This is a genomic window from bacterium (assembly GCA_035691305.1).
GTDB lineage: Bacteria > Sysuimicrobiota > Sysuimicrobiia > Sysuimicrobiales > Segetimicrobiaceae > DASSJF01.
On the sequence record DASSJF010000018.1, the window covers coordinates 18,661 to 43,273 of the forward strand.

Here is a 24,613-nt window from a genome sequence, read left to right on the forward strand (position 1 = left end):
CGAAAGCCGGCGCCTCAGGCGTTGAGGGCCCCCGCCGTCTCCGCCTCGGTGCGCCGCAGCGCGTCCTCGATGACGCGCTCGGCGTCGATCCCCTGCGCTTCGCCCTCGAAGTTCAGGAGGATGCGGTGGCGCAGCGACGGTACGGCGAGCGCCCGCAGATCGTCCGCCGACACGTGCGCCCGGCCCGCGGCGAGCGCGCGCACCTTGCCCGCGCGGATCAGCGCCTGCAGGCCTCGCGGGCTCGCGCCGTACCGCACGAACCGCCGGGCCGTATCGGTAGTGCGCTCGGGCTCCGGATGCGTCGCGAGCACGAGCCGCGCGGCGTACTCCTGCACGTGAGACGCGACCGGCACCTCGCGCGCCACCGCCTGCAGCCGGCGGAGCGTCGCGCCATCGACGACCCGGCGCGCTTCGGGTGTCTCGGGCCCCGTCGTGCGCTCGGCGATCTCGCGAAGGTCGTCGAGTCCCGGAAAGACGACGCGCAGCTTGAACAGGAAGCGGTCGAGTTGCGCTTCGGGCAGTGGGTACGTACCCTCCATTTCGATCGGGTTCTGCGTGGCCAGCACGAAGAACGGCTCGTCGAGCGCCCGCGATTCACCGGCGATCGACACCGCGTGCTCCTGCATCGCCTCGAGCAGCGCCGATTGCGTCTTCGGGGTCGCCCGGTTGATCTCGTCGGCGAGCACAATCTGCGCGAAGATCGGGCCCGGCTGAAACTCGAACCGGCGTCGCCCGGCGTCGTCCTGGACGACGAGGTTTGTGCCGAGAATGTCCGCCGGCATCAGGTCAGGCGTGAACTGGATGCGGGCGAAGCGCAGATCGAGCGCCTGCGCGAGCGCGCGGACGAGCAGCGTCTTGCCGAGGCCCGGCACGCCCTCGAGCAGCACGTGCCCGCCGGCGAAGAGTGCGACGACCACGAGATCGAGCAGTTCCTGATGGCCCACGATCACGCGGGCCAACTCTCCGCGCACGAGCCCGAACGTGCGGCGGAACTCCTCCACGGCCTGGACGGCCTGGTCGGCTGCGGGACGATCGGCGAGATTGCTCACGGTGTACCTCCGAGCGTATCGAAATACCGGCGGATCAGTGTGACGTAGTCCGCCGGCAGCGGGTCCTGCGAGAGCGCGCGGTCGATCTCGTGCGCCACGCCGGCCGGCGGGCGAACCGCCGCGCGTTGCGAGGGCGCGGCGCGTCCCGGTCCGACAATCTCCCGAACGTGAGTCGACCCTGGTCCGGACAAGCCCTGGAGACGGCTCTGTGTTCTGGTCCCTCCGAGCCGCGGCATCGGCGCGCCGAGGCCCGGGCCCGTGCCCCGGCCGGGCAGGCTTCCCTGGTTCGGCCCGGGCGGCGGCGGCGGCGCCTCTTCGCCGCCGGGAGTGATGGGATTCGCGCCCGGCGCCGCCTGTGACGTCGTGTCTGACCCGGACTGCTGCGCGGACTGCGCCGATCCGCCGCCGGCGGCCCGCGCAATGCGGTCGGCGGACCGTTGCACCTGCCGGCGCGCGTCCCCGAGCGCCTGCTCGTCGCCGATCATCCGCTCAAGACCCTGCAAGTCTTGGAGGGCGTCGCCCAGCGCGGCCTGCGCGGCGTCGCGCCGTCCGCTGTCCGCGGCGCGCCGGGCGCGGTCGACCCCCGCGCGTACTCCGGACGGGGCGCCCAACTGGTCAAGCGACTCCGACAACGCGGCCAGCCGGCGCGCGAGCTCCCGCTGGGACATGGCGCTGCCGTTGCCCTGCCGCAGCGCGCCGGCGAGATCTTCGAGCGCCAGCCGCGCCGCGTCGAGCCGCTGCGCTTGATCGGCCCGCCGGGCCGCCTCGTTGCCGGCCGCGCCGGTTCCGGAACGGTCGCTTCGGCCGGGTGACATCGCTTGGTCGATCTGGCGGCGGGTGTTGTCCTGCGCGGTCTGCAACTGCCGCACGACATCGCGCACCCGTCCGATCGCGTCGTCGTAGCCGACGCGAGGGGCTTCAAGACGTCGGCCGGCGTCCTGCACGGCGGGCGCACTGCGCAGGGCCGCCGGCAGCTGACCCGCGCGGGCCGCTTCATCCAGCCGGCGGCCGACGTCGACGAGCACGCGGCCTTCGCGGCGAATCGTCGCGACCATCCGGCCGGCTGGCGTCCCCGGCACGGCGAGCCCCGCGCCGAACACAGCCCACGCGGCGAGCACGGCGCACAACGCGACCGCGAGCCCCGCATCCTTGGGGGCGCGGAGCGGCGCCACGGCGCGCGCGTCGAGGTTCGCCGCGGCGGTGAGCGCGTCGCGGATCTGCAGGCGCGCGAGACCGACGGGACGCCCAGAACGTCCCAAGAGGTCCACCGCCGTGCCGAGCCTGTCGGCGAGTCCCGCGCGGCGGTCGGCAATGCGCGCCGCGACCAGCACGGACGGCCGGCACAGCCGCCCGGCGATGACGCCGGCGGCCGCGACCGCCGCGCCAACCCAGGGAAGCAGGCGATGCAGCGGAAACGGCACCGGAACGATCGCGGTGGCGAGCGCCCAGGCGAGCAGGCCGGCGGCCGCAGCGGCCACCGCGCGCGCGAACCACCGCTCCGCCGCGGCCGCGGTGAGCCGGCGAACGACGGGTTCGAGGAATCGTTCGAGCTCGCGGGCTTCCGGCGCGGCGAACGCGGGCGGCGCGCTCATGTGAGATACCGCCGCAGCGTCAGGCGCGCCGCCCCATCACAGCCGAGTCCGAACGCCGTGTACACGGCGTAGACCACCGCGGGGAGCGCCCCGTGCTGCGCGGCGGCGATACCGAGGACGGGATTGACCACGCGCACCGGCGCCGGCAGCCCGAGCGTTCCGACGAACACCACAAGCAGGCACCCCCAGTGGACGAGCGTCCGCGAGAAGTCCGACTCGACGGCGATGCGGAGCCACAGCGCCAGTTGTCCCACGCTCCACGCTACCACGGCGATCAGAGCTCCTGCGCCCGCGAGCCCGGACGCCGAATCGTGACGGATGCCGGCCGACAGCACGACGAGCGGCGCGCCCAGCAGCAGCCAGTAGCCGGCCGTCGTCAGCGTCGCGGCGCTTTTGCCGACGACGATCGTCCGCGGCGCGAAGGGCGCGAAGACGAGATCGACCGGAGACTTTTCACTCTCGACGGCGATCTCCTGGGCCGCGCAGGCTGAGGCGAAATAGGTGACGAGGATCGCCTGCACGGCCAGCAGCGCGGTCGTCAGGCTTGCGGTCCGCTCCGCGGTCTGCGCGCTGAGCTCCGCAGGCATCCCGAGCCACACCAGCACGCCGAGCACGCCGAGATAGAAGAGCTCGATCGCCAGGAGTTTGCGGCTGCCGGCGCGCGCGCGGAGGTCTCCGCGGAGGACCGGATTGGTCACGGCTGCCCGTCCCGCGCCGTCGGCGCCGGGCCGTCGATCGGAATCACGAGCACCACGTGCTCGGCCGTCTCCCCGCCCCGCTCCGGCAACACAAAGACGGGCGCCGGGCCGGACCATTCGCCGACCAGCAGCGGCCGCGGATACCGCGCGATCGCGCCGGGATACTGCTCCCCGGGCTCTCTGAAAAACCGCGCGGGCGACCGGTCGTCCGAGACCGCCTCCGCCGCGCGGCGCCACCCGGTCGCGGGTACGTGGCGCGTGGACCGCCCCGCCGGGAGATCGCCGAGCGGGTAGACAAGGCCGCGCGACCACACCGCCGCGCTGCGCAGCCCGGCGGCGCCGAGATCGGTCGCGAGTGTCTGCGCGTCCAGGTCGAACCGGGCCGACGTCGCGAGCGGGACCGCGGTCAGCGCCTGAAATACCCACGGCGCCTCCGGTCGCGCCGATCCCGCCAGCACGGCGGTCGCGTCCCGCCAGTCGATTCGCAGGTCGCCGGTGATGGCTTCCGGCGCGGCGACCGCGCCGGTCGGGGCGGCAACGTCGACGGGCCCGCCGTAAGGCACGGCCGCCGCGGCCACGGTGACCGCGCGCGCGAGCGGCGCGCCCGCGGCCCGCTGCAACACGACAACCTGGGTCAGCGCGGTCGAGCGCCCCCGCGCACCGACGGCGAACGTCGCAAACACGGCGACGGCCAGCACCGCGGCCGCCGCCGCCGACGACGCGCCCGCCGCGGTGGGACGCCGGCGCCGCACGGCGGCCACGCCGGCGATGTACAGCGCGATCAGCAGCCCCGCGGCGATGTGCGAGAACCGGTCCACCGGGGCGCGCGGCACGAGGCGCTCGGCGAGCGCGGTCGGTTCAACGAGCGTGGAAGGCGGCGCGCCGAGCGCGGCCGCCCACAGCCGTGAACGACCGTCCCATTCCGCGAGCGGCGGCACGGTCGGATCGATGCCCCAGACGCTGACGTAGCCGTCGCCTTCGGCGTGGCCCGCGATCACGGTCAGACCACCCGCGTCCACGACCGCCGCGCCCGGCTCCGGGACGAGCGCGACCGCGGCGACGGGCCCTGCCGGCGCCGTCCCACCGAAGCGCGCGACGAGATCGGCGGCCGGCGCCGGCATCGGCACCGGGCCGAGGCGGGCCGGAAGCACGGGTCGCAGGAACGCCGGCAGCGGCACGCCGGGCCGCGCGATCACGAGCAGGCGCCCCCCGAGACGGACCCACGTCACCACGGCGGCGCGCTGCGCGTCGCTGAGCCGGGCGGGATCGAGGTCCCGCAGCACGAGGAGATCGACGCCCGTGTACTCCTGCCAGCGCGAGGGCAGCGCGTCGGCGCCCACGTAGGCATCGACGGCGCGCTCATCGACACGCCGCAACGCTCCGAGGCCGGCGCGAACGTCGGAGACCAGCACGACGAGGCGGCCGCCGACGCGCGCGGGAGCGACCGGCACCTCGGCGCGGGCGATGACGCGGCCGCCGAGGGTGAGACGCACACGCACCGGATGCCGGACGTCGCGGATCACGATCGGCACGCGCCGCCGCTCTACGACCCCGGCCGCGGCCTGAAACGACACCACCGTAGAAACGGTCGCCCGGCCGGTTTGCGGCGCGAGCGCCGGCGTGTCGACGATAAGTTCGGCCGATCCGCCCGCCGGCATCGGCGGCGTCCGCACGTCGAGGGCGACGGGCGCGCCCGGCCGCACGGCGCCGTCGAATCCGAGGGTTACCGCGAGCGCCGGCGCGGCCGGCGGGGGCTGCGCCCCTCCCGGCGCGGGCCCGGCCGCGAAGAAGGCCAGAGATAGCACGAGGGCGCGGCCGGCCGGCCGCGCCCACTCACCACCGCGACTCCTACGACGCGCCGCCGCCACCGGAGCGCGACACGGACTTGCTGCCCGACTTCTTCCCGTCGGGTGAAGCGGCGCCCGACGGCTTGTCCGCCTTCCCGCCGTCGCCGGACTTCTTGTCCGCGGAGGCGGTCTCGCTCTTCTTGGCCTCCCCGTCGACCGGCGGCGGCGTCTTGCGGTAATCCGTGATGTGCCAGCCCGAGCCTTTGAAGATGATGCCCACCGGCGTGAAGACGCGCCGCACATCGCGGCCGCAGCGCTCGCACTTCGGCGGCTTTGCGTTCACCGCGTGCATCGTCTCGAACCGATGCCCGCAGTGCGGACACTGGTATTCGTAGGTCGGCACTGACGTCACCCCCGCGCGTGCCGCGGCCCCGCCGGGTGTCCGCGGGGCCGCCGCCCACACATTACAACTCATTGTCTCCCCGGTCCGAGATTGTGTCAAGGCGAGCGCGCCGGCTGCGGTCAACGACCGCGGGTAACCGCGCCGGCCTACCGCCGCTCGAGCGTTGCGATCCAGACGAAGCCGGCGTTCGTGCCCGTGTCGAAGGCGAGGCGCGAGCCGTCGGGCGCCCACACGATTGCAATCGGCGTGGGTGACGCGGCGGGTTCCGACCGGTGATCGCCGAGCCACAGCCGTTCGCCTGTGAGCACATCGGCGATCTCGATCGCCGTCCGGCCCGCCTCCTGTCGCGCGTACGCCAGCACGGTACCGGCGGGTGACCACGCAAGGCTGCTGTAGCGGCCCGGCGGCGTCAGCACGCGGCGCCCGGATCCGTCGGCGCGCATCACGGCGATCTGGACCGTGTCCCCGGCGCTTCCGCCCGGCGCGGGCCCGCCCGCGTTTTGGAGATAGGCGATGAAGCGTCCCTCCGGCGAGGGGACCGGGTCTCGGCCGCCGGCCGGCAACATCTGCGTGCGCGGCGCCGCCCGCGCGCCGGAACGCAGGTAGAGCACGCGGTCGGCGCGGCCGCCGGGCGGGGCTGCGCTCACCGCCAATCCCGTGTCCGCCGCCAGCCACGTAATCGCGCGAACCTCGAGGTCCGACGCGAGCGATGCGACGCGAGCCGCGCGCCCGCCGGCACGCACCGTCCACAGCGTGGTCGGACCCGCGCCGGTCGCGTACGCGGGTCCGGCGCCGGCGTCCGTGCTTCGCTCGAAGACCCTCCGGCCGGTGGGAGGCCACGCCGGATCCCGCACGCCGCGGGCGGCCACGAGTGGGCGCGGCGTGGGATCGTCGAGGGCCACAACGAACAGCCGCCCGCCGGCGAGCGCGACGAGGGCGCGGCCGTCCGGCGACCAGGCCACACGTTCGACGCCGGCGAGCGACGCGACGCGCCGCCGGTCAAGGTCCCCCGGCGCCGCCCGGACGCTCCACACCGCATCCGCCGTGCTGAACGCGAGGAGGCGGCCGTCCGGCGCCCAGGCGGGAGGGCTCACCGCGTGCAGATCCGACACGCGCGCGAGCCCGGCGGCGCGGAGGAACGGCGGGCCGGCTCCAACGGGCACGCGCTCGACCGCGCACCCCGCACAAATGAACACGGCCGCCAGGATCGCTCCCGGCAGCCGTGCCTGACGACTCACCGGCCGGCTGCAATTACATCGTTGCCGGCGGCGGAATCCACCGGCGGCGGCCGCCCGGATCAGCAGACGCTGTACTTGCCGGCGGCGAGGTCGCGGCAGAAGACGTTGATCCCGGCCAGCTCGCGATCGACGACGTCGCGCACCCGCCGCTCAACGGCGCCGCGGCGCACGCCCTTCGCGAGAATGATCTGCGCGGCCGTAATGGGCTGGTCGATGGGCTTGCCGATCTGGCTGACCATCCAGACGTACACTTCGCGGATGCCGGAGACTTCCTCGTAGACCTTCTGCGCGACCTGGTGGGTGAAGACCGAATAGATTTTGCCGACGTGCGACACTGGGTTCTTGCCGGCCGCCGCCTCCGTGCCCATCGGTCGGTTGATCGCGATCACGCCGTTCACCTTGTTGCCGCGTCCGACCTGCCCGCTGTCGCCCGACTCCGCGGACGTACCCAGTACCGACAGGTACACGCCGTTCTGCCCGCGGCCCGGCTCGTCGAGCGTGTTGACATCGAAGTGCACGCGCTCGAGCGTCGAGCGCTTCTTCAAGAACTGGACGACGTTTTCGTGCAGCTGTCGCTTGCGCCGGAAATACTGATCCTCGCCGTCGACAAACCGATCGACGAAGGCGACGGCCGCGGTCAGGCGCAGCTCCGGGCCGAGACGCACGCCCATCACCTTCACATCCTCGCCGGCTTCCGGGAACTCTTCCTTGAACGTCCGCGAGTTGATGTACTGCTCGGTCTCCCGGACGAGGCGCTCGGTCTCCGTCATCGGCCAGTAGCCGACCGCCGCCGAGGTGTCGTTCGCGCCGGTGGTGTCGCGGCTGAAGATGTCGACCAGCTCCGCGGAGCCGGGCTTCAGCTCAAGCTGGTAGGTGACGTGGGGACCGTCCTGGTCGTCCGCGGCGCCCGGATCGACGAAGCGCAGGTTCTCCCGCATCCAGTGCTTCGCCGTCCGGATCGCGATCTCCCGAATCGGCAGCTCCTTGCCGTTGATCCCGTAGGTAGCGCGGTCGCCGAAGATGAGCCGCATCGGCTCCGTGATCTTCCCTCCGCCGAAGCGCGTGTCGGCGTCGCCGGCGACGAGGAAGGCCTTGTCGATGTTGTGATGGAGAATGTGCCCGAACTGGCTGATGTACTCCTTGCTCAGTTCGACGGACACGCGATCCATGATCGCGTCGCAAATCGAGTCGGGATGACCGACGCCCTTGCGCTCGACCATCTCGACCTGGAGTTCGCCGACCGGCACCCCCGGCAACGTTTCGACCTTGATATCGCGCATCGCGATGGCCTCCGCCCAGTCAGATTCGTTCGCGACCATGCGAGATCGCGAGATTCGACCTTGCAGGTTCGCCGCACTCCCCACAACCCCTGCGGGGCGCAGGCGCGCCGCGACCGGTACCGACTGCGCGGGGATCGGGTTGCGAAACGGGCGGCGCGAACGCGACGCGAGCGAGGTGCGGTCCGGTCTAGCTCTCTTCCGCCACCTGCTTCTCGCGCGCCACGACCTCGACTTCCTTCATCACGGCCTCGAGCAGATCCGCTTCGGGCAGGCTCGCGACGATCCGGCCGCGCTTGAAGATCAGACCCATGCCTTTACCGCAGGCCACGCCCAGATCCGCCATCCGGGCCTCGCCGGGCCCGTTGACGGCGCAGCCCATCACCGCGACCTTGATCGGCACCGGGTAGGCGGCGAGGCGCCGCTCGACTTCCTCGGCGAGCGCTACGATGTCCACGTCCGCCCGGCCGCACGAGGGACAGGCGACGAGAATCGGTCCGCGCATTCGCAAGCCGAGGGCCTTCAACACTTCGAAGCCGGCCTTGACCTCTTCGACCGGATCCGTGGCGAGCGAGACCCGAATGGTGTCACCAATCCCGCGCGAGAGAATCGCGCCGAGCCCGACGGCCGATTTCACCGTACCGGCCCACGTCGTCCCGGCCTCGGTGATACCGACGTGGAGCGGGTACGGCATCCGCTCCGCGATCGTCGTGTATGCCTCGAGGGCCATCTCGACGTCGCTCGCCTTGACCGAGACCACGATATCGTGAAAGTCGAGGTCCTCGAGAATCCGGATCTCGTCGAGCGCGCTGTCGACGAGCGCGGCGGCGCAGGGTTCCCCGTACTTCCGCAGCATTTCCTTGGAAAGGGAGCCGATGTTGGCGCCCACCCGGATCGGCACGCCCCGACCCTTGGCCTCGCGGGCGACCGCGCGCACGCGGTCCTCGCTGCCGATGTTGCCCGGATTGAGCCGAAGCTTGTCCACCCCGGCCTCCAGCGACGCCAGCGCGAGCCGGTAGTCGAAGTGGATGTCGGCGACGAGCGGCACGTGAATGCGGGCCTTGATCGCCGGCAGCGCGTCCGCCGCCGCGCGGTCCGGCACCGCCACCCGCGCGATCTCGACGCCGGCCTGTTCGAGGGCGAGAATCTGGGCGACCGTCGCCTCGGGATCCCGGGTGTCGGTCGTGGTCATCGACTGGACGGCGATCGGCGCGCCTCCGCCCACCGGCACGCGCCCGACCATCACCCGCCTTGTCTTCGTCCGATGCATCGGCGTTATTGTAGCACGCGCAGGTTACGGCAGCGGTAAGTGCACGGGATGCATGACGTCGCGCACGGTGAGCGCGAGAATCAAGCACAACAACAGCGCCAGCCCGACGAGATGGATGTAGCCCTCGCGGCGCGGATCGACGGGGCGCCGCCGGAGGCCCTCGATCACCAGGAACGCCGCGCGTCCGCCGTCGAGCGCGGGCAGCGGGAACAGGTTGAACAGCCCGATGATGATACTGAAGAACGCCGTAAAGTAGAGGAACGTCTCCCCGCCGGCGTGCGCCGCCTGCCCGAGCACGTTGACCGCCGTCACGGGCCCGCCGAGCTCGCCGAGGAGACGCCCGGACTGGATCAGATTGCCGAGCGCGGCGAGGTACGCGCCCGCGTCGCGGAACGTCGTCGCGGCACCCCAGCCCACCGCGCGCACGGGGTCGAGGCGCCCACGCACCACGGTCGGGGAGAAGCCGGTGATCCACACCTTCTGCCGCGGATCGAACCGCGTCGGCACGTGCAGAATGAACCTCCGCCCGTCGCGCTGGACGAGAATCGCCAGGGTGCGGTCCCCGCTGCGGTGGATGAGGTCGATCATCTGCTGGCCGTCGCGCATCAGCCGGCCGTCCACGGAGATGATCGTGTCGCCGGTCTTGAGTCCGGCCTGCGCCGCGGGATAGTCCGGGACGAGCGTCCCAACCTGGGTGCTCACGCGTAGCGGCACGCCGTACGACATGGCCACCGCCGCCAGCAGCACGATCGCCAGCACGAAGTTCATCGCCGGCCCCGCGAGCACGATGGCGAGCCGCCACCCGACCGACTTGCCGCGGAACGTACGCTCGGACGGCACGCCGGGGCTGTCGCTGTCTTCGCCGGCCATGTTCACGTAGCCGCCGATCGGCAGCAGGTTGAGGCTGTAGGTCGTCTCGCCGCGGGTCACCGCGAAGAGGCGCGGCCCGAACCCCATCGCAAACGCCTGCACGAGGATCCCGGCCCGCTTCGCCACCACGAGATGCCCCAGCTCGTGGACCAGGATCATGAGTTCCAAGGCCAGCACGGCCAGGATTATCGTCGACACTTCCCGTCCCCCTGTCTTACGCAGGACTGCCGGCCTTGCGGCCTCCTGCCCATTTCGTGCCTCGTCTCAGAACTCCATTATGCCGCGCACACCGCTTCTACAGCGGCGCGCGCCTCCCGATCCGCGGCGAGCACGTCCGCGAGCGAGCCGACCGGCCGCGGCACGTGTGCGTCGAGCGCGCGGCGCACCGCCTGGGCGATGTCGGTAAAACGGATGCGTCCGTCGAGGAATAAGCGCACGGCCGCCTCGTCGGCGGCGTTGAGGGCCGCGGGCGCGGTGCCGCCCCGCCGCAGCGCCTCGCGCGCAAGCTCCAGGCACGGGAACCGCGCGTCGTCCGGCGCTTCGAACTCGAGCGCGCCGAGCGCGCGCAGGTCGAGCCGGGCGATGCCCTGCGGTACGCGGCGCGGATACGTCAGCGCCGCCTGGATCGGCAGACGCATGTCGGCCGGTCCGAGCTGCGCCAGGATCGAGCCGTCTACGAGCTCGACGCAGGAGTGCACGATGCTCTGCGGATGGACCACCACCTCGATCCGCTCGGGCGCAACCCCGAACAGCCAGTGCGCCTCGATGATCTCGAGCCCTTTGTTCATCAAGGTGGCGGAGTCTACGGTCACCTTCGGCCCCATCTGCCACGTCGGGTGGCGCAGCGCGTCCTCGCGGGTGACCGCGACCAGCGCCTCCGCCGGCGTGCGGCGAAACGGCCCGCCGGACGCGGTCAGCCACAGCCGCGCGACGTCCCCCGCGGACCGTCCCTCCAAGCACTGCAGGATAGCCGAGTGCTCGCTGTCGACCGGCAGCAGCCGCCGGCCCGCGCGCGCGGCGGCCTCGACGACCAGCGCGCCGCCCGCGACGAGCGCCTCTTTCGTCGCCAGCGCGACGTCCGCGCCGGCGCGCAGCGCGGCCAGCGTAGGCGCCAGGCCGACGACGCCCTCGACCGCGACCACCACAAGATCGGCCCCGCCGGCGGCCAGGCGGTCGAGTCCCTCCGGTCCGGAGAACACCTCGCCGTCCCATCCCGGCACCGCGGCGCGCAGGGCTTCGGCGTCCTCGGGACGCTGCAGTGCCGCGGCCGCGGGACGGCATACCCGGATCTGCGCGGCGAGCGCCGCGACGTCCCGGCGCGCGGCCAGCGCGGCCACCTCGATCTCGACACCGGCGGCGCGAAGCCGCCCGACGACGTCGAGCGTCGCGCGCCCAATGGAGCCGGTCGATCCGAGGAGCGCGATTCGCCGCGTCACGACCCGAGCCACCAGCGCATTACGAGATACCCCGTCACCGCGGCGAAGAGCAGTCCGTCGAAGCGATCGAGCATGCCTCCGTGCCCGGGCAGCACCCAGCCCGCGTCTTTCACGCCGACCTCGCGCTTGATCGACGACTCCCACAGGTCTCCGACGATGCTCGCGCCCGCGCAGAGGCCGCCGACGGCGAGGGCGACCCCGGGCGCCATGCCCGTCGCCCACGCAAACGCGAGGCCCACGAGCACCCCGGCCGCCACGCCGGCGGCGGCGCCCTCGCGGGATTTGTGCGGGCTCACGCGCGGCAACAGCTTGTGGCGGCCGATCGCAAGCCCGACGAAGTACGCGGCGCTGTCGGCCCCCCACACGGCGCAGATGACGAGCAGCGCCGGCACGGCGGTGTGGGGACCGCCCGGCGCCATCGGCAGCGCGCGAAGCCGGATCAAGAACGTCGCCAGGTAGGCGACGTAGAGCACGCCGAGCAGCGTGAGGCCGGTGTTGACGAGCGAGCGGTCGGGATGACCGCGCCGCAACTGTGTCAGGATCGTGTAGAACAGGAGCGCCGGCAGCACGAGGTCGGCCCACCCGGCCGGCCACGCCCCCGGCCACGCCGCCGCGATCGCGAGCCACAGACCGGCCGCCAGGCCGGCCTCCCAGATCGGCTGGTACCCTGCCCGCGCGACCATGCGGTAGAACTCGAGCAGCCCGACCACGATCAGCGCGCCGACGCCGGCCAGCAACCATGGCCCGCCGGCCAGCACGAGCGCGAGCACGAGCGGCACGCCCCAGATCGCCGTGAGCGCGCGCTGCGCGAGCGTGCGCCTTCGCTCGGCGGGGACGGCGGCGTCTCTGCCGCGCACCGTCGCCGCGACGTCCTGCACGCTATCCACGGTCCACGCCGCCGAATCGCCGCTCCCGCGCCTGATAGGCCGCCACCGCCGCCAGGAGATGCTCCGGCGTGAACTCCGGCCACGGCACGTCGGTAAAGTAGAGTTCCGTATATGCGGCCTGCCACAACAGGAAGTTGCTGAGACGCTGCTCGCCGCCCGTGCGAATGAGCAGATCCGGATCCGGCAGGTCCGGCGCGAAAAGATGGCGCGCGATCGTCTGCTCGTCGATCGCGTCCGGCGCAAGGACGCCGGCGGCCACGGCGCCCGCGATCCGGCGAACCGCTTCGGTCAGCTCCCGGCGGCTGCCGTAGTTGAGCGCGAGGTTGAGGATGATCGTCCCGTTGTCCCGGGTGAGCGCCGTGACCCGGCGGATCGCGTCCTGGACCTCCGGCGGCATCTCACCCACCAGCCCCGAGGCACGGAAGCGCACCCCGTTCGTGTGCAGCTCCTGCGCCTCGCCCTCGAGAGACTCGAGTAGCAACGCCATGAGCGCGTGCACTTCGCCCGCGGGGCGCCGCCAATTCTCGGTGCTGAACGCGTACAGTGTGAGCACCTCGATGCCGTACTCGCAGGCCCCGCGGAGCACGCGCCGCAGCGCCTCGCGCCCGGCACGGTGCCCTTCGACGCGGGACAGCCCGTGGCGCTCCGCCCACCGGCCGTTGCCGTCCATGATGATCGCCACGTGGCGCGGCATGCGCGTCCGATCGACGGCGTCCGCGCCGCGCGGCGCGTCCGACGCGGCGGGTGGGGCGCCCCCCGGCTCGGGCCCCTGAGAGTCGGCCTCCCCGTCGCGAGGAGGCCGAGTCCGGGCCGCGCCAAACCGCTCCGCGGTCACGTCTGCGCGCGCTCGCCGCTGACCACGAGGGCAACGCGGGTCCCCGAGGTCCGCTGCCGGAGCACGCGATACGGCGGCACGAGGGTGCGGCGCGGCGGACGCGTCTCGGACGTCTCGACGTCCGTCCAACCTGCCTCGGCGAGCGCGGCGCGGGCGTCGTCGAGGAGGTACCCCACCACGTTCGGCGGGGCGGCGGCGCGCATCAGACCTCGGTGATCTCCTTTTCCTTTGCCGCCAGCAGCGTGTCGACATCCTTGATGAACTGGTCGGTAAGCTTCTGCAGTTCGTCCTGATGGCGGCGCGCGTCGTCCTTCGAGAGGTCGCCCGCTTTCTCGAGCCGCTCCAGTTTTTCGCGGTTGTCGCGCCGGACGTTGCGGATGGCCACCCGGCCCTCTTCGGCCTGCTTGTGGACCACCTTGACGAGCTCCTTGCGCCGGTCGCCGGTGAGCGGCGGGATCGGCAGGCGGATCACCGCGCCGTCCGTCGAGGGCGTGAGACCGAGTTCGCTCTTCTGAATCGCCCGCTCGATCTCTTTGATCAGCTGCTTATCCCACGGCTGGATCACGAGCAGCCGCGCCTCCGGCACCGACACGTTGGCGACCTGAGTGATGGGCGTCGAGACGCCGTAGTAGTCGACGCTCACGCGCTCGAGCAGTGCCGGGCTGGCACGGCCGGTCCGAACCCCCGCGAACTCGCGCTTCGTGGCGTCCACGGCCTTCTGCATGTGGCTCTTCGCATCAGCGACGACCGCGTGCATCGGGGTTCCCTCCCCCTACCAGCGTCCCGATTTCCTCGCCCAGCACCGCGCGGCGGAGATTGCCCGGCCGCGAGATATCGAAGACGATGATCGGCATGCCGTTATCCATGCAGAGCGAGGTCGCGGTGGCGTCCATGACTTTGAGGCCGCGGTTGAGGACCTCCATGTAGTCCAGCCGGTTGAACCGGACGGCGTTCGCGGACTCGCGCGGGTCTTTGTCGTAGACGCCGTCCACGCCCCGCTTGGCCATCAGAATGGCGCCCGCTTCGATTTCGATCGCCCGCAGCGCCGCGGCGGTGTCCGTAGTGAAATACGGGCTGCCGGTGCCGCCGGCGAAGACCACGACCCGGCCTTTTTCCAGGTGGCGGATCGCGCGGCGTCGGATGTAGGGCTCGGCGACTTGGTGCATCTCGATCGCAGTCTGCACGCGCGTCTCGAGCCCCTCGCGCTCCATCGCGTCCTGCAGCGCGAGCGCGTTGATGACCGTCGCGAGCAGGCCCATGTAGTCGGCGGTGACCCGCGCCACGCCGGTCCGCGCCGCCACCTGCACGCCGCGCGCGATGTTGCCGCCGCCGACCACCAGCGCCACGTCCGCGCCGGACTCGCGGACGGCGCGGACCTCGCGCGCCACCAAATGCAGCACGTCGGGATCGAGGCTCCGTTCCCCGGAACCGCCGAGGGCCTCCCCGCTCAACTTGAGGAGGACGCGGCGGTACCTGGGCGCCGGCGCCTCGGTCATGCTTCGCCGAGCTTGAACCGGGCGAACCGGCGGACTTTGATGTTCTCCTTGGTCCGGGAGATGGCGTCGTGCACGACCTCGCCTATCGTCCGCGGTTTCGAGCCCTCGTCGCGGATGAACGGCTGGTCGAGCAGGCACACGGTCGCGAAGTACTTCTCGAGCTTGCCCTCGGCGATGCGCGCGGCGACCGCCTCGGGCTTGCCGTCCTGGATCGCCTGGGCCACGTAGGCGGCCCGCTCCGACTCGAGGGCGTCGGCCGCGATCTCCTCACGGGACACGTACCGCGGATCCGTCGCGGCGATCTGCATCGCGATGTCCCGCGCGAGCGTCTTGAACTCCTCGGTCCGCGCGACGAAATCGGTCTCGCAGTTGATCTCCACCAGCACGCCGAGCCGGCCGCCGGCGTGAATGTACGACGTCACGACGCCGTCGTTCGCGACGCGGCCGGTGCGCTTCGCGGCCGCCGCGAGCCCCTTGGCCCGCAGCACCTGCACGGCCTTCTCGATGTCCCCGCCGCACTCGGCCAACGCGTTGCGGCAGTCGATGATGCCGGCGCCGGTCCGCTCGCGCAGCGCCTTGACCTGCGCGGCGGAAATCTCTGTTGACGTTCCCTTGCGGTCCGGCATCAGGCCTGGACCTCCTCCTCCTCCGCGGGCTCCTCCACCACTTCCTCTTCGCCCGGCAGCGGCGCCATCGGCGCGGGCTCGACGCCCTCCGCGGCCGCCTCTTCTTCGATGATCTCCGCCTTGCGGTGCTCCTCGTAGCCTTCGAGCGCCGCGTTCGCGACCCGGTTGGTGATGAGCCGCACCGCGCGGATCGCGTCGTCGTTGCCCGGGACCGGATAGGCGGCCTCGTCGGGGTCGCAGTTCGTGTCGATGATCGCGACAACCGGAATGCCGAGCTTCCGCGCTTCCGCGATCGCGATGTGCTCCTTGCGCGTGTCGACCACGTACACCGCCGACGGGATGTTTCGCATCGTCGCGATGCCGCCGAGGTACTTCTCGAGCCGCGCGAGCTCGTCCATCAGCCCGGTCTGCTCGCGCTTCGGCAGGATCTCGAGGGTACCGTTGTCCCGCATGTCGACGAGCTCGTGCAGCCGCTCGATCCGGGCCTTGATCGTCGCGAAGTTCGTCAGCATCCCGCCAAGCCACCGCTGGTTGACGTAGAACTGGTGGGCCCGGGTCGCCTCTTCGCGGATCGCGTCCTGCGCCTGCTTTTTCGTACCGACGAACAGCACGGTACCCCCCTGCGCGACGGTGTCGCGCACGAAGCGATACGCCGCGTCGATCAACGGCACGGACTTCTGCAGGTCGATGATGTGGATCCCGTTACGCTGGGTGAATATGAACGGGGCCATCTTCGGGTTCCACCGGCGCGTCTGGTGCCCGAAGTGCACCCCGGCTTCCAGCAACTGCTTCATTGTCACAACTGCCACAATGCTACCTCCCGTCCGGTTTTGGCCTCCGCCCGGATCATCCCGCGCCGGAACCCCGAAGCGCGCCTGGCGCGTCGCTTGCTGGGCACCGCCGGCGCCGTCACGCGGGCGTGTGATAGTGCCATGACAGTATAGCACACCACGGCGCGGGGCCGGGTTGCAGGCCCTGCGAGCGGTCCGCACCGCCGGACCCGGCGTGACAACGGCGGCGAGCCGGGCGGGGACGCCCGGCGAACGCGCTTCCGGAGAGCCGGGGCTACACCTGCAGAGCGAAGACGACGACGAGGTTGTTGATGGGCGTACCGACCACCGTAATTGAGAGCCGCGTGCCGGTATCCTGGATCTCGGCCGCGACGAGCCGAACCGTGTTCACCGGTGCCAGAAAGGAGTAGGTGCGGATCGGGACGAGGAACAGCCGTCCCCTGAGCTTTGGGCCGGCCGGTGTGTCCAAACGCATGAGCTGCCCGGGCGGAATGCGAGAATCCTCAGGCGCGAAGGCGAGAAACATCCCCGTGTCGTCGTGGAGCACCGAGATCAGGTAACACCGTCCCGCGGGAATGACGACGGCGCCGTAGACGAGGGCGACGGCCGGACAGAACACCTCGCCGGCCTTGCGCGACGTGATTTCCATGGGTCGTGGAAACCCGCCGGGCCGCGAGGCCGGACCGGCGGAGGCCGGAAGCACCCCGACTGCTAGAATGACGACCGCAAGCCACAGTGCGCGAAGTCGCGGCATCAACGCCCTCTCCTCCTGCGATCAGGATCGGAAACATTGTGCCCGCGGCGGCCGCCTAGCCCGACATCTCCGCCCGTAGGTCCCGGTACGCGAACGAGTGGCGGACGAGAGCAATCCCCGAGAGGACTAGAGGACGTACCGACTGAGGTCGCGGCTGTCGAGAATGCCTTTGAGGCGCCCGCGCACGTAGGCAGCGTCGATCACGACGCGCGCCGGGGCTTCGGGCGCGGCGAAGGACAGGTCCTCCGTCACCTTCTCAAGGACGGTGTGCAGGCGGCGCGCGCCGATGTCCTCCGTCTCGCCGTTCACCTCTTGGGCGATGCGGGCGAGCTCGCGGACGCCGTCGTCCGGGAACTCCACCGTGACGCCCTCGGTCGCGAGCAACGCGGCGTACTGCTTGGTCAGCGCGTTGTGCGGCTCGACGAGAATCCGGACAAAGTCCGCCTCGGTCAGCGGCGCGAGCTCGACGCGGATCGGCAGCCGGCCCTGCAGCTCCGGGATCAGGTCGGCGGGCTTGCTCACGTGAAACGCGCCGGCGGCGATGAACAGGACGTGGTCGGTGCGGACCGGCCCGTACTTGGTCGTGACGGTCGAGCCCTCGATGATCGGCAGGATGTCACGCTGCACGCCTTCCCGGGACACGTCCGGCCCGACGGACGGGCCCCGCCCGCCGGCGATCTTGTCGAGCTCGTCGATGAAGATGATCCCGTGCTCCTGCGCCCGCCGGATCCCCTCGCGCACGACCTCCTCCATGTCGATCAGCTTCTGCGCCTCTTCCGCGGTCAGGATGCGCAGCGCCTCGCCGACGGTCGTCCGCCGGCGCTTCCGGCGCTTCGGCAGGAGCGTGCCGAAGAGGTCCTGGAGGTTGACGCCCATCTCCTCGACGCCCTGCCCCGAGAACACCTCGACCGTCGGGGTCGCGGTCTCCTCGACGTCGAGCTCGACCGGATCCCCATCGAGCTCGCCCCGATCGAGCCGTGTGCGCGCCGCCGCCCGGCGCACCGCGAGATCACCCGCCTCGGGCGCGGGCGGCGTCATCCCGGGCTGCGGCTCGGCGGGGGGGCTCTGGCCCGGCCGCGCCCCGAACAACATCTCAAGCGGATTGCCGAGGACGGCTTCGCGGCGGGGCGCCGGCACGAGGATCTCGACGAGGCGGTCGCGCGCGTGCGCCGCCGCCCGTTCCTGCACGGACTCCACGCGCTCGGCCTTCACCATTTGCACCGCGGTCTCGGCGAGGTCGCGCACCATCGAGTCGACGTCGCGGCCGACGTAGCCGACCTCGGTGAACTTCGTCGCCTCGACCTTCACGAACGGCGCGCCGGCGAGCCGGGCGACCCGCCGGGCGATCTCAGTCTTACCGACGCCGGTCGGGCCGATCATGAGGATGTTTTTCGGGATGACCTCGTCGCGCAGCTCCGGGCCCAGACGGCTGCGGCGGTACCGGTTGCGGAGGGCAACCGCGACCGCCCGCTTGGCGGCGGTCTGGCCGACAATATATCTGTCGAGCTCCGCGACGATCCGGCGCGGCGTAAGCGCCTCGATGGAGAACGCGGACTCGAGACCCCCGGTTGTGACGCTCATCGACGTTTCAGGACCCCGCCTAGTCCAGGACTTCGACCGTCACCTGATCGTTCGTGTAGACGCAGATCTCGGCGGCGACGCGCAGGGCTTCGCGCGCCACCGCCTCGGCGTCGAGCGACGAGTGCGTGAGGAGCGCGCGCGCCGCGGCGAGCGCGTACGGACCGCCCGAGCCGATCGCGGCCACGCCGTCGTCCGGCTCGATGATGTCGCCGCTGCCGGACAGCACGAAGAGGTGGGCGCGGTCGGCGACCACGAGCAGCGCTTCGAGCCGCCGCAGCACGCGGTCCGAGCGCCAGTCTTTGGCCAGCGCCACGACGGCGCGGGTGAGATCGCCGCGCGTCTCGCGGAGCTTCTCTTCGAGGCGGTCGTAAAGCGTCAACCCGTCCGCGGCGGAGCCGGCGAACCCGAGCAGCACGCCGTCGCCGGCGCGGCGGACCTTCCGCGCGCCGTGCTTGAGGACGGTCGACCCTACGGTGACTTGTCCGTCGCCGGCCACGGCGACCCGGCCGTCACGGCGCACGGCGACGACGGTCGTCGAGCGAATCGTACCGTCGGGGCGGCTAACGCCGGACTCGCCGGCACCCATGTGATGAACGCCGGCCTCGTTCAGGGTCGGGCGCCGGCGTGCTCCGGCTCGCGGGACTGCGGGGCTTCCTTGTACGGGCACTGCTTGTTGCTGCAGACGATCGTCGGCGGAGTCCCCCGACGGGCGCGCTTCGCGACCAGCATCGAGCCGCAGGTCGGGCACATCCGCCCGGTCGGCCGGTCCCACGACACGTACGTGCAGTTGGGATAGTTCGCGCAGCCGTAGAACACCCGGCCCTTGCGCGTCCGGCGCTCGACGACCTCGCCGTTGTCCACCGGGCAGCGCACGCCGATGCCGACGGGCCGGGTGTACGAGCACTCCGGATAGCCCGAGCAGGCAATGAACTCCCCATACCGTCCGCGCCGCTTGACGAGCGGCTTGCCGCAGCGGGGGCAGGGCTCGCCGATCTCCTCCGGGGTCATCTCGACCTCTTGGATCTCCTGCTCCGCCTTCACGAGCTCGTCCGAGAACGGCCGGTAGAAACCGGCGAGAAGACCGACCCAGTCCTCGGCCCCCCCCTCGACTTTGTCGAGGTTCTCCTCCATCCGCGCCGTGAACTCCACATCCACGACGTTGGGAAAGTGCTCGACGAGCAGCGCGTTCACGAGGATCCCGAGGTCGGTCGGATACAACCGCCGGTCCTCGAGCTCGACGTAGCCGCGGTGCTTGATCGTCTCGATGATCGGCGCGTAGGTGCTCGGCCGGCCGATCCCCCGCTCCTCGAGCGCGCGCACGAGCGTCGCCTCGGTGTAACGGGGCGGCGGCTGCGTGAAGTGCTGCTGCGGATCGAGCCCGAGCAGGCGAAGCTTTTCGCCGGCGGTGAGGTCGGGCAGCCAGCCTTCCGGCGTCTCCTCCTCGCCGTTGTCACGGCCCTCCAGATACACGCGGAGGAACCCCGGAAACTTCACGCGCGATCCGGTTGCCCGCAGGAGGTACGGCCCGGCGTTGATGTCGACGGCCAGAGTGTCCATCACCGCCGACGCCATCTGGCTCGCCACGAACCGCTCCCAGATCAGCTTGTACACCTTGTACTGATCGGCCTTGAGGCGGGACCGGACCGCGTCGGGCGTCCGGGTCACGGACGTGGGCCTGATCGCTTCGTGCGCCTCCTGCGCGTCGCGCCGTGAGGTGTAGCGCCGCGGCTTCTCCGGCACGTAGTCCGCGCCGTAGGTCGCGCCGATGTACTCGCGCGCCTGCTGCTGGGCCGACTCCGCGATGTTCACCGAGTCGGTGCGCATGTAGGTGATCAGACCGACGGTTCCCTCCGGCCCGACGTCGAGGCCCTCGTACAGCTGCTGGGCCACGACCATCGTGCGCGCCGCGGAGTAGCCGAGCTTCCGGTTCGCCTCCTGCTGCAGCGTGCTGGTTGTGAACGGCGCCGCCGGATTCCGCTGCTGATCCCGCCGGCGCACCTCGCCGACGACATAGGGCAGCCGCTCCAGTTCCGCGACGAGCGCTTTGGCCTCCGTCTCATTGCCGATCGAGATCTTGTCGGAGCCCTTGCCGATGAACTTGGCGAGGAAGGACGCGTCCGCGACCTGGGGCGCCGCGCCGCCCTGCTGGATGAGGCGCGCGGCGATCGACCAGTACTCCTGGGGAACGAACGCGTCGATCTCCTTTTCGCGTTCGACGATCAGGCGCACAGCCACCGACTGCACGCGCCCTGCGCTCAGGCCGCCGCGCACTTTGCGCCACAGTAGAGGGCTCAGCTTGTAGCCGACGAGTCGGTCGAGGATCCGGCGCGCCTGCTGTGCGTTGACGAGGCTGGTCTGAATCTCGCGCGGGTGCTGCAGGGCGCGGCGCACCGCGTCACGCGTCACCTCATGAAACTCGATCCGCTTGATCTTGTCGTTGACCGGCGTGAGAATGTTGGAGAGGTGCCACGAGATCGCCTCGCCCTCCCGGTCCGGGTCGGTGGCCAGGTATACCGTCGATGCTTTCTTGGCCGCCGACTTGAGCTCTTTGATGATCGGGCCCTTGCCCTTCGGCACCAGATACTTGGGCGCGAACGCGTGTTCTACGTCCACGCCGAGCTGGCTGCGCGGAAGGTCCTTCACATGTCCCATCGAGGCCATGACGTCGTACCGGCCGTCGAGGAGCTTCTTGAGCGTCCTCGCCTTGGTCGGTGATTCGACGACGACCAGTGATCTCGCCACGCTGTCCCTCCCAGCAATTTGCCGCGCGGCCCGTGGCCGGACGACGCCCGCCGTTCGTTCCCTGACGATTGCGCGTTTCTGACGATTACGCGTTACTTCAATAATATTAGTAACGGCATCGTCGGAGGATTCTATACCCCTCCCTTTCTATTGTCAAATTTGTCGCTTCCAAGACCTGGCCGACGCGACGTAGAGGCCGCCCGGCATGCGGTGGACGAGACCGCGCACCTCGAGCGCCACGAGCGCCGCCGCGGCGTCCGCGACGCGCACGCCGGCCGCCGCGGCAACGCCGTCCACGGCGCGAGCCTCGCCTCTGTCGAGCGCGGCGACCACGGCCTGTTCGGCCCGCGTGAGTCCGGGCGGAACGCCGGGGTGGCCGGCGCCCGGCGAATCGCCGGGAGACGCCCGCTCGAGCACCGCCAGGAGGTCGTCCGGATGCGTGAGAACCCGGGCGCCTATCGCCAGCAAATGGTGCGGGCCCGCGCTGCCGCGCGCGTATACGCTGCCGGGTACCGCGAAAACCGGCCGGCCCTGAGTTTCCGCCTGACGCGCAGTGATGAGCGCCCCGCTGTCCAGGTCGCCCTCGACCACCACGACCGCATCGGCGAGCCCGCTGATGAGGCGGTTGCGCGCCGGGAACGCCCCGCGCTCCGGCGGCGCGCCCATCGGGGCTTCCGCGAGGAGGGCCCCGCGCGCGAGCATCGCGGCCATGAGCGTCCGGTGCTCCGGAGGATAGGCGACGTCGACGCCGCACGCGAGGACCCCGACCGTGCACCCGCGGGCACGGACCACCGCCGCGTGGGCCGCCGCGTCGATGCCGCGCGCGAGCCCGCTCACGACGGCCACCTGAGACTCGGCGAGGGCGGACGCGAGACGCTCGGCGACGGTGAGACCATACGGCGTGGCCCGGCGCGTCCCGACGATCGCCGCCGCGGGCGCATCGTCCGGCCACCCGCCGCGCACGTAGAGCACCGGCGGCGCCGCGGCAATCTGCCGCAGCCGCACAGGGTAGGCCGGGTCGGAGCGGGTGATCACCCGCGCGCCGGCGCGTGCGGCGCACTCGAACGCGCGCGACGCGCGGCCGTCGCCGCGTGCCGCGGCGACGGCCTCCGCAAGGCCCCGCCCGATCCCCGGGACCCCGGCGAGGGCGACCGGGTCGGCGGTCGATGCGGCCTCCGCCGACCCGAAGTGCGCCAGCAGCCTCGCCACACGAACCGCGCCGAGCCCCGGCACGAGCGATAGCGCAACGAGGCAGTGCCGCTCGCGCTCGGAGTCCGTCACGGCTCCCGCCACGGCTGGCGGGCGAGGACAACGGCGTCGACCGTCGCCGCGCCGCCGTCATCGAGGATGACGCGCGCGCACTCGGACAACGTCGCCCCGCTCGTCAGCACGTCGTCGACGACCAGAACGCGGGCGCCGCGCAGGAGCCGCGTGGGATATCCGAGCCTCACCGCACCGCGGGCGGCGCGCCACCGCTCGCGCTCGGACCGCGCCCACCGTCCCGACGAGGGTCGCCGCCGCACCAGCAGCGGAGGCGCGAGATCGTCGAGCGGCAGGCGGGGCCTCGCCGCCGGGCGCGCGTCGAGATAGATGGCGGTCAACGGATGGGCCGGCCGCCCGCCGAGATTCGCGCGGTGAAACGGTACAGGGAGCACGACGTCGTACCGCCGGCGGACGCCGGTCTCGAGTAACCACCCGGCGAGCGCGCGGCCGAGCGCCACGATCGCCCAGACCTCCACCCGCTTGGCGGCGAGGACCAGCCGCTCGACGTCGCCGCGCTTGTAACCGAGCACCACGTCCGCACGCCCGAGGCGCGACCACGCGCGCGCGCAGCCGAGACCGCGGCACCCCGGGCCGCTGCGGGGCTGCGCGCAGCGCGGGCACGCGTCCGGCCCGATGGGCACGACGGCAGGGGCGAGGCAGCCGGGCGCGATCGGATAGCCCGTTCCGCAGCACAGGCAGGGGCGAGCCTGCGGCGTCGCGTGCGCGCGAAGCACCCGCCAGAGCGCCCCCGGCGCGGGTTCCACCGGTCGGGCCCGTCAGAACGGCGCCGCCGCGCCGGACTGCATCGCGCGGTCCAACGTCCGGTAGCCGATCGCCTCGGCCACGTGCGGCGCGCCGATGGACGCGTCGCCGCCGAGATCGGCGATCGTGCGGGCCACGCGCCCGAGACGGTGGTACGCGCGTGGACTCAGCCCGAGACGGTCGACGGCCTGCCGGAGCAGCGCGCGGGACTCCGGCCCGAGGACGCAACACGCCCGGGCCGCGGCCACGGGCATCGTGGCGTTGACCGCGTCCGCGAGTCCCAGAGCCGCGGCGCGCGCCGATTGCGCCGCCCGGGCGCGCGCCACGCGGGCCCGCACATCCGCGGTCCGCTCCGCCGGCCCCGCCGCGGCCAGCTCGGCGCCGCTGAGCGCGGGCATCTCGACGTGGAGGTCGATGCGGTCGAGCAGCGGCCCCGAAACCCGCGCGCGGTAGCGCGCCCGCTGGGACGGCGTGCAACCGCAGGCACGGCGCGGGTCGCCGAGATACCCGCACGGGCACGGGTTCATCGCGGCGACGAGCATGCACCGCGCCGGAAGGGCTACCGCGCCGGCGGTCCGGACTATGACGATCCGGCCCTCCTCGAGCGGTTGGCGAAGTGATTCCAGCGCGTCGTGGTGAAACTCCGGGACTTCGTCGAGAAACAGCACCCCGAGGTGGGCAAGGCTCACTTCTCCGGGCGATGGCGGCGAGCCGCCGCCGACAAGCCCCTGCACGGTCGTCGCGTGGTGCGGCGCCCGGAACGGACGCAATGCGATCAGCGGCGCGGACGACGGCAGCCTGCCGGCCGCGCTGTAGACCCGCGTGACCTCGAGGGCCTCGTCTCGCGACAGCGGCGGCAGGATCGCCGGCAGCCGTTGCGCCAGCATCGTCTTGCCGGTGCCGGGCGGGCCGATCAGCAACAGATCGTGGGCGCAAAGTAACGTGCTCGGGAAGGCCAAATGAGCGGCTTCCCGCCGATTCACTTAGTGGACCCGAGGGCGTCGACGCTCGATCTGTTCTATCGGTCCGCTAAGTGTCGTCACATGGCGCAGGATCGTTGGGAGGGATTCCGGCATGACAGGTGAGGCGGCAGAGCGGGAAACGGTCATCCGCTGGAGTGACGCCGACGACGGGATCGCGGTCGTCTGGACCGCGCAGCGTCCGATGATCACGCGGCTCCAGCGCATCCGGGGCGCCGAGCGGGCAGAGGTTCACCGGACAGACGGAGGCGCCTGGACCGGAGAGACGTGGCGGGT

The 24,613-nt window shown here is 71.8% G+C and carries 25 protein-coding genes; 1 reads left to right on the forward strand and 24 read right to left on the reverse strand.

Translation table 11 applies throughout. The features are described 5' to 3' along the window. Positions 1–14 precede the first annotated feature (14 nt). The 24 genes from VFL28_03335 to VFL28_03450 all read right to left on the reverse strand — a co-directional run bounded on the left by VFL28_03335 (position 15) and on the right by VFL28_03450 (position 24,316). A complete protein-coding gene (locus VFL28_03335; GenBank protein HET7263676.1) occupies positions 15–1,049 on the reverse strand; it encodes an AAA family ATPase in 1,035 nt (344 codons plus the stop codon). Next, positions 1,046–2,641, reverse strand: coding sequence for a hypothetical protein (locus VFL28_03340; GenBank protein HET7263677.1), 1,596 nt, complete (start codon positions 2,639–2,641; stop codon positions 1,046–1,048). Before VFL28_03340 ends, VFL28_03335 begins: the two co-directional genes overlap by 4 nt. Then, a complete protein-coding gene (locus tag VFL28_03345) occupies positions 2,638–3,339 on the reverse strand; it encodes a hypothetical protein (protein ID HET7263678.1) in 702 nt (233 codons plus the stop codon). The genes VFL28_03340 and VFL28_03345 overlap by 4 nt, the downstream gene beginning before the upstream one ends. Beyond that, positions 3,336–5,144 (reverse strand): hypothetical protein, encoded by a 1,809-nt coding sequence (locus tag VFL28_03350; protein ID HET7263679.1) that lies wholly within the window; start codon positions 5,142–5,144, stop codon positions 3,336–3,338. Before VFL28_03350 ends, VFL28_03345 begins: the two co-directional genes overlap by 4 nt. A gap of 43 nt (positions 5,145–5,187) precedes the next feature. Continuing rightward, the gene (locus VFL28_03355) at positions 5,188–5,529 is read right to left on the reverse strand and encodes an FmdB family zinc ribbon protein (protein HET7263680.1); all 342 of its coding nucleotides are present in this window, start codon (positions 5,527–5,529) and stop codon (positions 5,188–5,190) included. 146 nt (positions 5,530–5,675) lie between these two features. Further along, positions 5,676–6,767 carry a hypothetical protein gene (locus tag VFL28_03360; protein ID HET7263681.1) on the reverse strand — a complete coding sequence of 364 codons (1,092 nt, stop codon included), beginning with the start codon at positions 6,765–6,767 and terminating at the stop codon, positions 5,676–5,678. A gap of 59 nt (positions 6,768–6,826) precedes the next feature. Continuing rightward, positions 6,827–8,047 (reverse strand): methionine adenosyltransferase, encoded by a 1,221-nt coding sequence (locus tag VFL28_03365; GenBank protein HET7263682.1) that lies wholly within the window; start codon positions 8,045–8,047, stop codon positions 6,827–6,829. Positions 8,048–8,234: 187 nt separating this feature from the next. Further along, positions 8,235–9,314, reverse strand: a complete 1,080-nt coding sequence (gene ispG / locus VFL28_03370; protein HET7263683.1) for a flavodoxin-dependent (E)-4-hydroxy-3-methylbut-2-enyl-diphosphate synthase — start codon at positions 9,312–9,314, stop codon at positions 8,235–8,237. A 24-nt stretch (positions 9,315–9,338) separates the two neighbouring features. Further along, positions 9,339–10,382: a M50 family metallopeptidase gene (locus VFL28_03375; protein ID HET7263684.1), complete on the reverse strand. Its 1,044-nt coding sequence runs from the start codon at positions 10,380–10,382 to the stop codon at positions 9,339–9,341. A gap of 77 nt (positions 10,383–10,459) precedes the next feature. Then, positions 10,460–11,632 (reverse strand): 1-deoxy-D-xylulose-5-phosphate reductoisomerase, encoded by a 1,173-nt coding sequence (gene dxr, locus VFL28_03380; GenBank protein ID HET7263685.1) that lies wholly within the window; start codon positions 11,630–11,632, stop codon positions 10,460–10,462. Beyond that, positions 11,617–12,507: a phosphatidate cytidylyltransferase gene (locus VFL28_03385; GenBank protein ID HET7263686.1), complete on the reverse strand. Its 891-nt coding sequence runs from the start codon at positions 12,505–12,507 to the stop codon at positions 11,617–11,619. The genes dxr and VFL28_03385 overlap by 16 nt, the downstream gene beginning before the upstream one ends. Next, positions 12,500–13,342, reverse strand: a complete 843-nt coding sequence (locus VFL28_03390; GenBank protein HET7263687.1) for an isoprenyl transferase — start codon at positions 13,340–13,342, stop codon at positions 12,500–12,502. The genes VFL28_03385 and VFL28_03390 overlap by 8 nt, the downstream gene beginning before the upstream one ends. Further along, positions 13,339–13,545 (reverse strand): PASTA domain-containing protein, encoded by a 207-nt coding sequence (locus VFL28_03395; protein HET7263688.1) that lies wholly within the window; start codon positions 13,543–13,545, stop codon positions 13,339–13,341. Before VFL28_03395 ends, VFL28_03390 begins: the two co-directional genes overlap by 4 nt. Next, complete coding sequence (gene frr / locus VFL28_03400; GenBank protein HET7263689.1) at positions 13,545–14,099, reverse strand: ribosome recycling factor; 555 nt, start codon at positions 14,097–14,099, stop codon at positions 13,545–13,547. The genes VFL28_03395 and frr overlap by 1 nt, the downstream gene beginning before the upstream one ends. Then, entirely contained in the window at positions 14,080–14,838 is a 759-nt protein-coding gene (gene pyrH / locus VFL28_03405) for a UMP kinase (GenBank protein ID HET7263690.1), read from the reverse strand. The genes frr and pyrH overlap by 20 nt, the downstream gene beginning before the upstream one ends. Continuing rightward, positions 14,835–15,464 carry a translation elongation factor Ts gene (tsf, locus tag VFL28_03410; GenBank protein HET7263691.1) on the reverse strand — a complete coding sequence of 210 codons (630 nt, stop codon included), beginning with the start codon at positions 15,462–15,464 and terminating at the stop codon, positions 14,835–14,837. Before tsf ends, pyrH begins: the two co-directional genes overlap by 4 nt. After that, positions 15,464–16,273 (reverse strand): 30S ribosomal protein S2, encoded by an 810-nt coding sequence (rpsB, locus tag VFL28_03415; GenBank protein HET7263692.1) that lies wholly within the window; start codon positions 16,271–16,273, stop codon positions 15,464–15,466. Before rpsB ends, tsf begins: the two co-directional genes overlap by 1 nt. A 256-nt stretch (positions 16,274–16,529) precedes the next feature. After that, complete coding sequence (locus VFL28_03420; protein ID HET7263693.1) at positions 16,530–17,009, reverse strand: hypothetical protein; 480 nt, start codon at positions 17,007–17,009, stop codon at positions 16,530–16,532. Positions 17,010–17,135: 126 nt separating this feature from the next. After that, positions 17,136–18,590, reverse strand: a complete 1,455-nt coding sequence (gene hslU, locus VFL28_03425) for an ATP-dependent protease ATPase subunit HslU (GenBank protein HET7263694.1) — start codon at positions 18,588–18,590, stop codon at positions 17,136–17,138. A gap of 19 nt (positions 18,591–18,609) precedes the next feature. Then, on the reverse strand, positions 18,610–19,176 hold the full coding sequence (gene hslV / locus VFL28_03430) for an ATP-dependent protease subunit HslV (protein HET7263695.1): 567 nt from the start codon (positions 19,174–19,176) through the stop codon (positions 18,610–18,612). Between the two features lie 20 nt (positions 19,177–19,196). Continuing rightward, a complete protein-coding gene (topA, locus tag VFL28_03435) occupies positions 19,197–21,332 on the reverse strand; it encodes a type I DNA topoisomerase (GenBank protein HET7263696.1) in 2,136 nt (711 codons plus the stop codon). A 153-nt stretch (positions 21,333–21,485) separates the two neighbouring features. Then, the gene (gene dprA, locus VFL28_03440) at positions 21,486–22,613 is read right to left on the reverse strand and encodes a DNA-processing protein DprA (protein ID HET7263697.1); all 1,128 of its coding nucleotides are present in this window, start codon (positions 22,611–22,613) and stop codon (positions 21,486–21,488) included. Beyond that, the gene (locus tag VFL28_03445; GenBank protein HET7263698.1) at positions 22,610–23,359 is read right to left on the reverse strand and encodes a phosphoribosyltransferase family protein; all 750 of its coding nucleotides are present in this window, start codon (positions 23,357–23,359) and stop codon (positions 22,610–22,612) included. Before VFL28_03445 ends, dprA begins: the two co-directional genes overlap by 4 nt. Positions 23,360–23,371: 12 nt before the next feature. Further along, a complete protein-coding gene (locus VFL28_03450) occupies positions 23,372–24,316 on the reverse strand; it encodes an ATP-binding protein (GenBank protein ID HET7263699.1) in 945 nt (314 codons plus the stop codon). A gap of 115 nt (positions 24,317–24,431) precedes the next feature. Here VFL28_03450 and VFL28_03455 point away from each other — a divergent pair. Then, positions 24,432–24,613 (forward strand): hypothetical protein (locus VFL28_03455; protein ID HET7263700.1); only part of this gene is annotated, 182 nt, incomplete at its 3' end.

Bases quoted from the DNA above. Each gene is read 5' to 3' on its own strand.
- frr (HET7263689.1), bottom strand. From the start codon at position 14,099: ATGCACGCGGTCGTCGCTGATGCGAAGAGCCACATGCAGAAGGCCGTG.
- ispG (HET7263683.1), bottom strand. From the start codon at position 9,314: ATGCATCGGACGAAGACAAGGCGGGTGATGGTCGGGCGCGTGCCGGTG.
- tsf (HET7263691.1), bottom strand. From the start codon at position 15,464: ATGCCGGACCGCAAGGGAACGTCAACAGAGATTTCCGCCGCGCAGGTC.
- VFL28_03395 (HET7263688.1), bottom strand. From the start codon at position 13,545: ATGCGCGCCGCCGCCCCGCCGAACGTGGTGGGGTACCTCCTCGACGAC.
- hslV (HET7263695.1), bottom strand. From the start codon at position 19,176: ATGGGTGCCGGCGAGTCCGGCGTTAGCCGCCCCGACGGTACGATTCGC.
- VFL28_03365 (HET7263682.1), bottom strand. From the start codon at position 8,047: ATGCGCGATATCAAGGTCGAAACGTTGCCGGGGGTGCCGGTCGGCGAA.
- pyrH (HET7263690.1), bottom strand. From the start codon at position 14,838: ATGACCGAGGCGCCGGCGCCCAGGTACCGCCGCGTCCTCCTCAAGTTG.
- hslU (HET7263694.1), bottom strand. From the start codon at position 18,590: ATGAGCGTCACAACCGGGGGTCTCGAGTCCGCGTTCTCCATCGAGGCG.
- VFL28_03340 (HET7263677.1), bottom strand. From the start codon at position 2,641: ATGAGCGCGCCGCCCGCGTTCGCCGCGCCGGAAGCCCGCGAGCTCGAA.
- VFL28_03420 (HET7263693.1), bottom strand. From the start codon at position 17,009: ATGCCGCGACTTCGCGCACTGTGGCTTGCGGTCGTCATTCTAGCAGTC.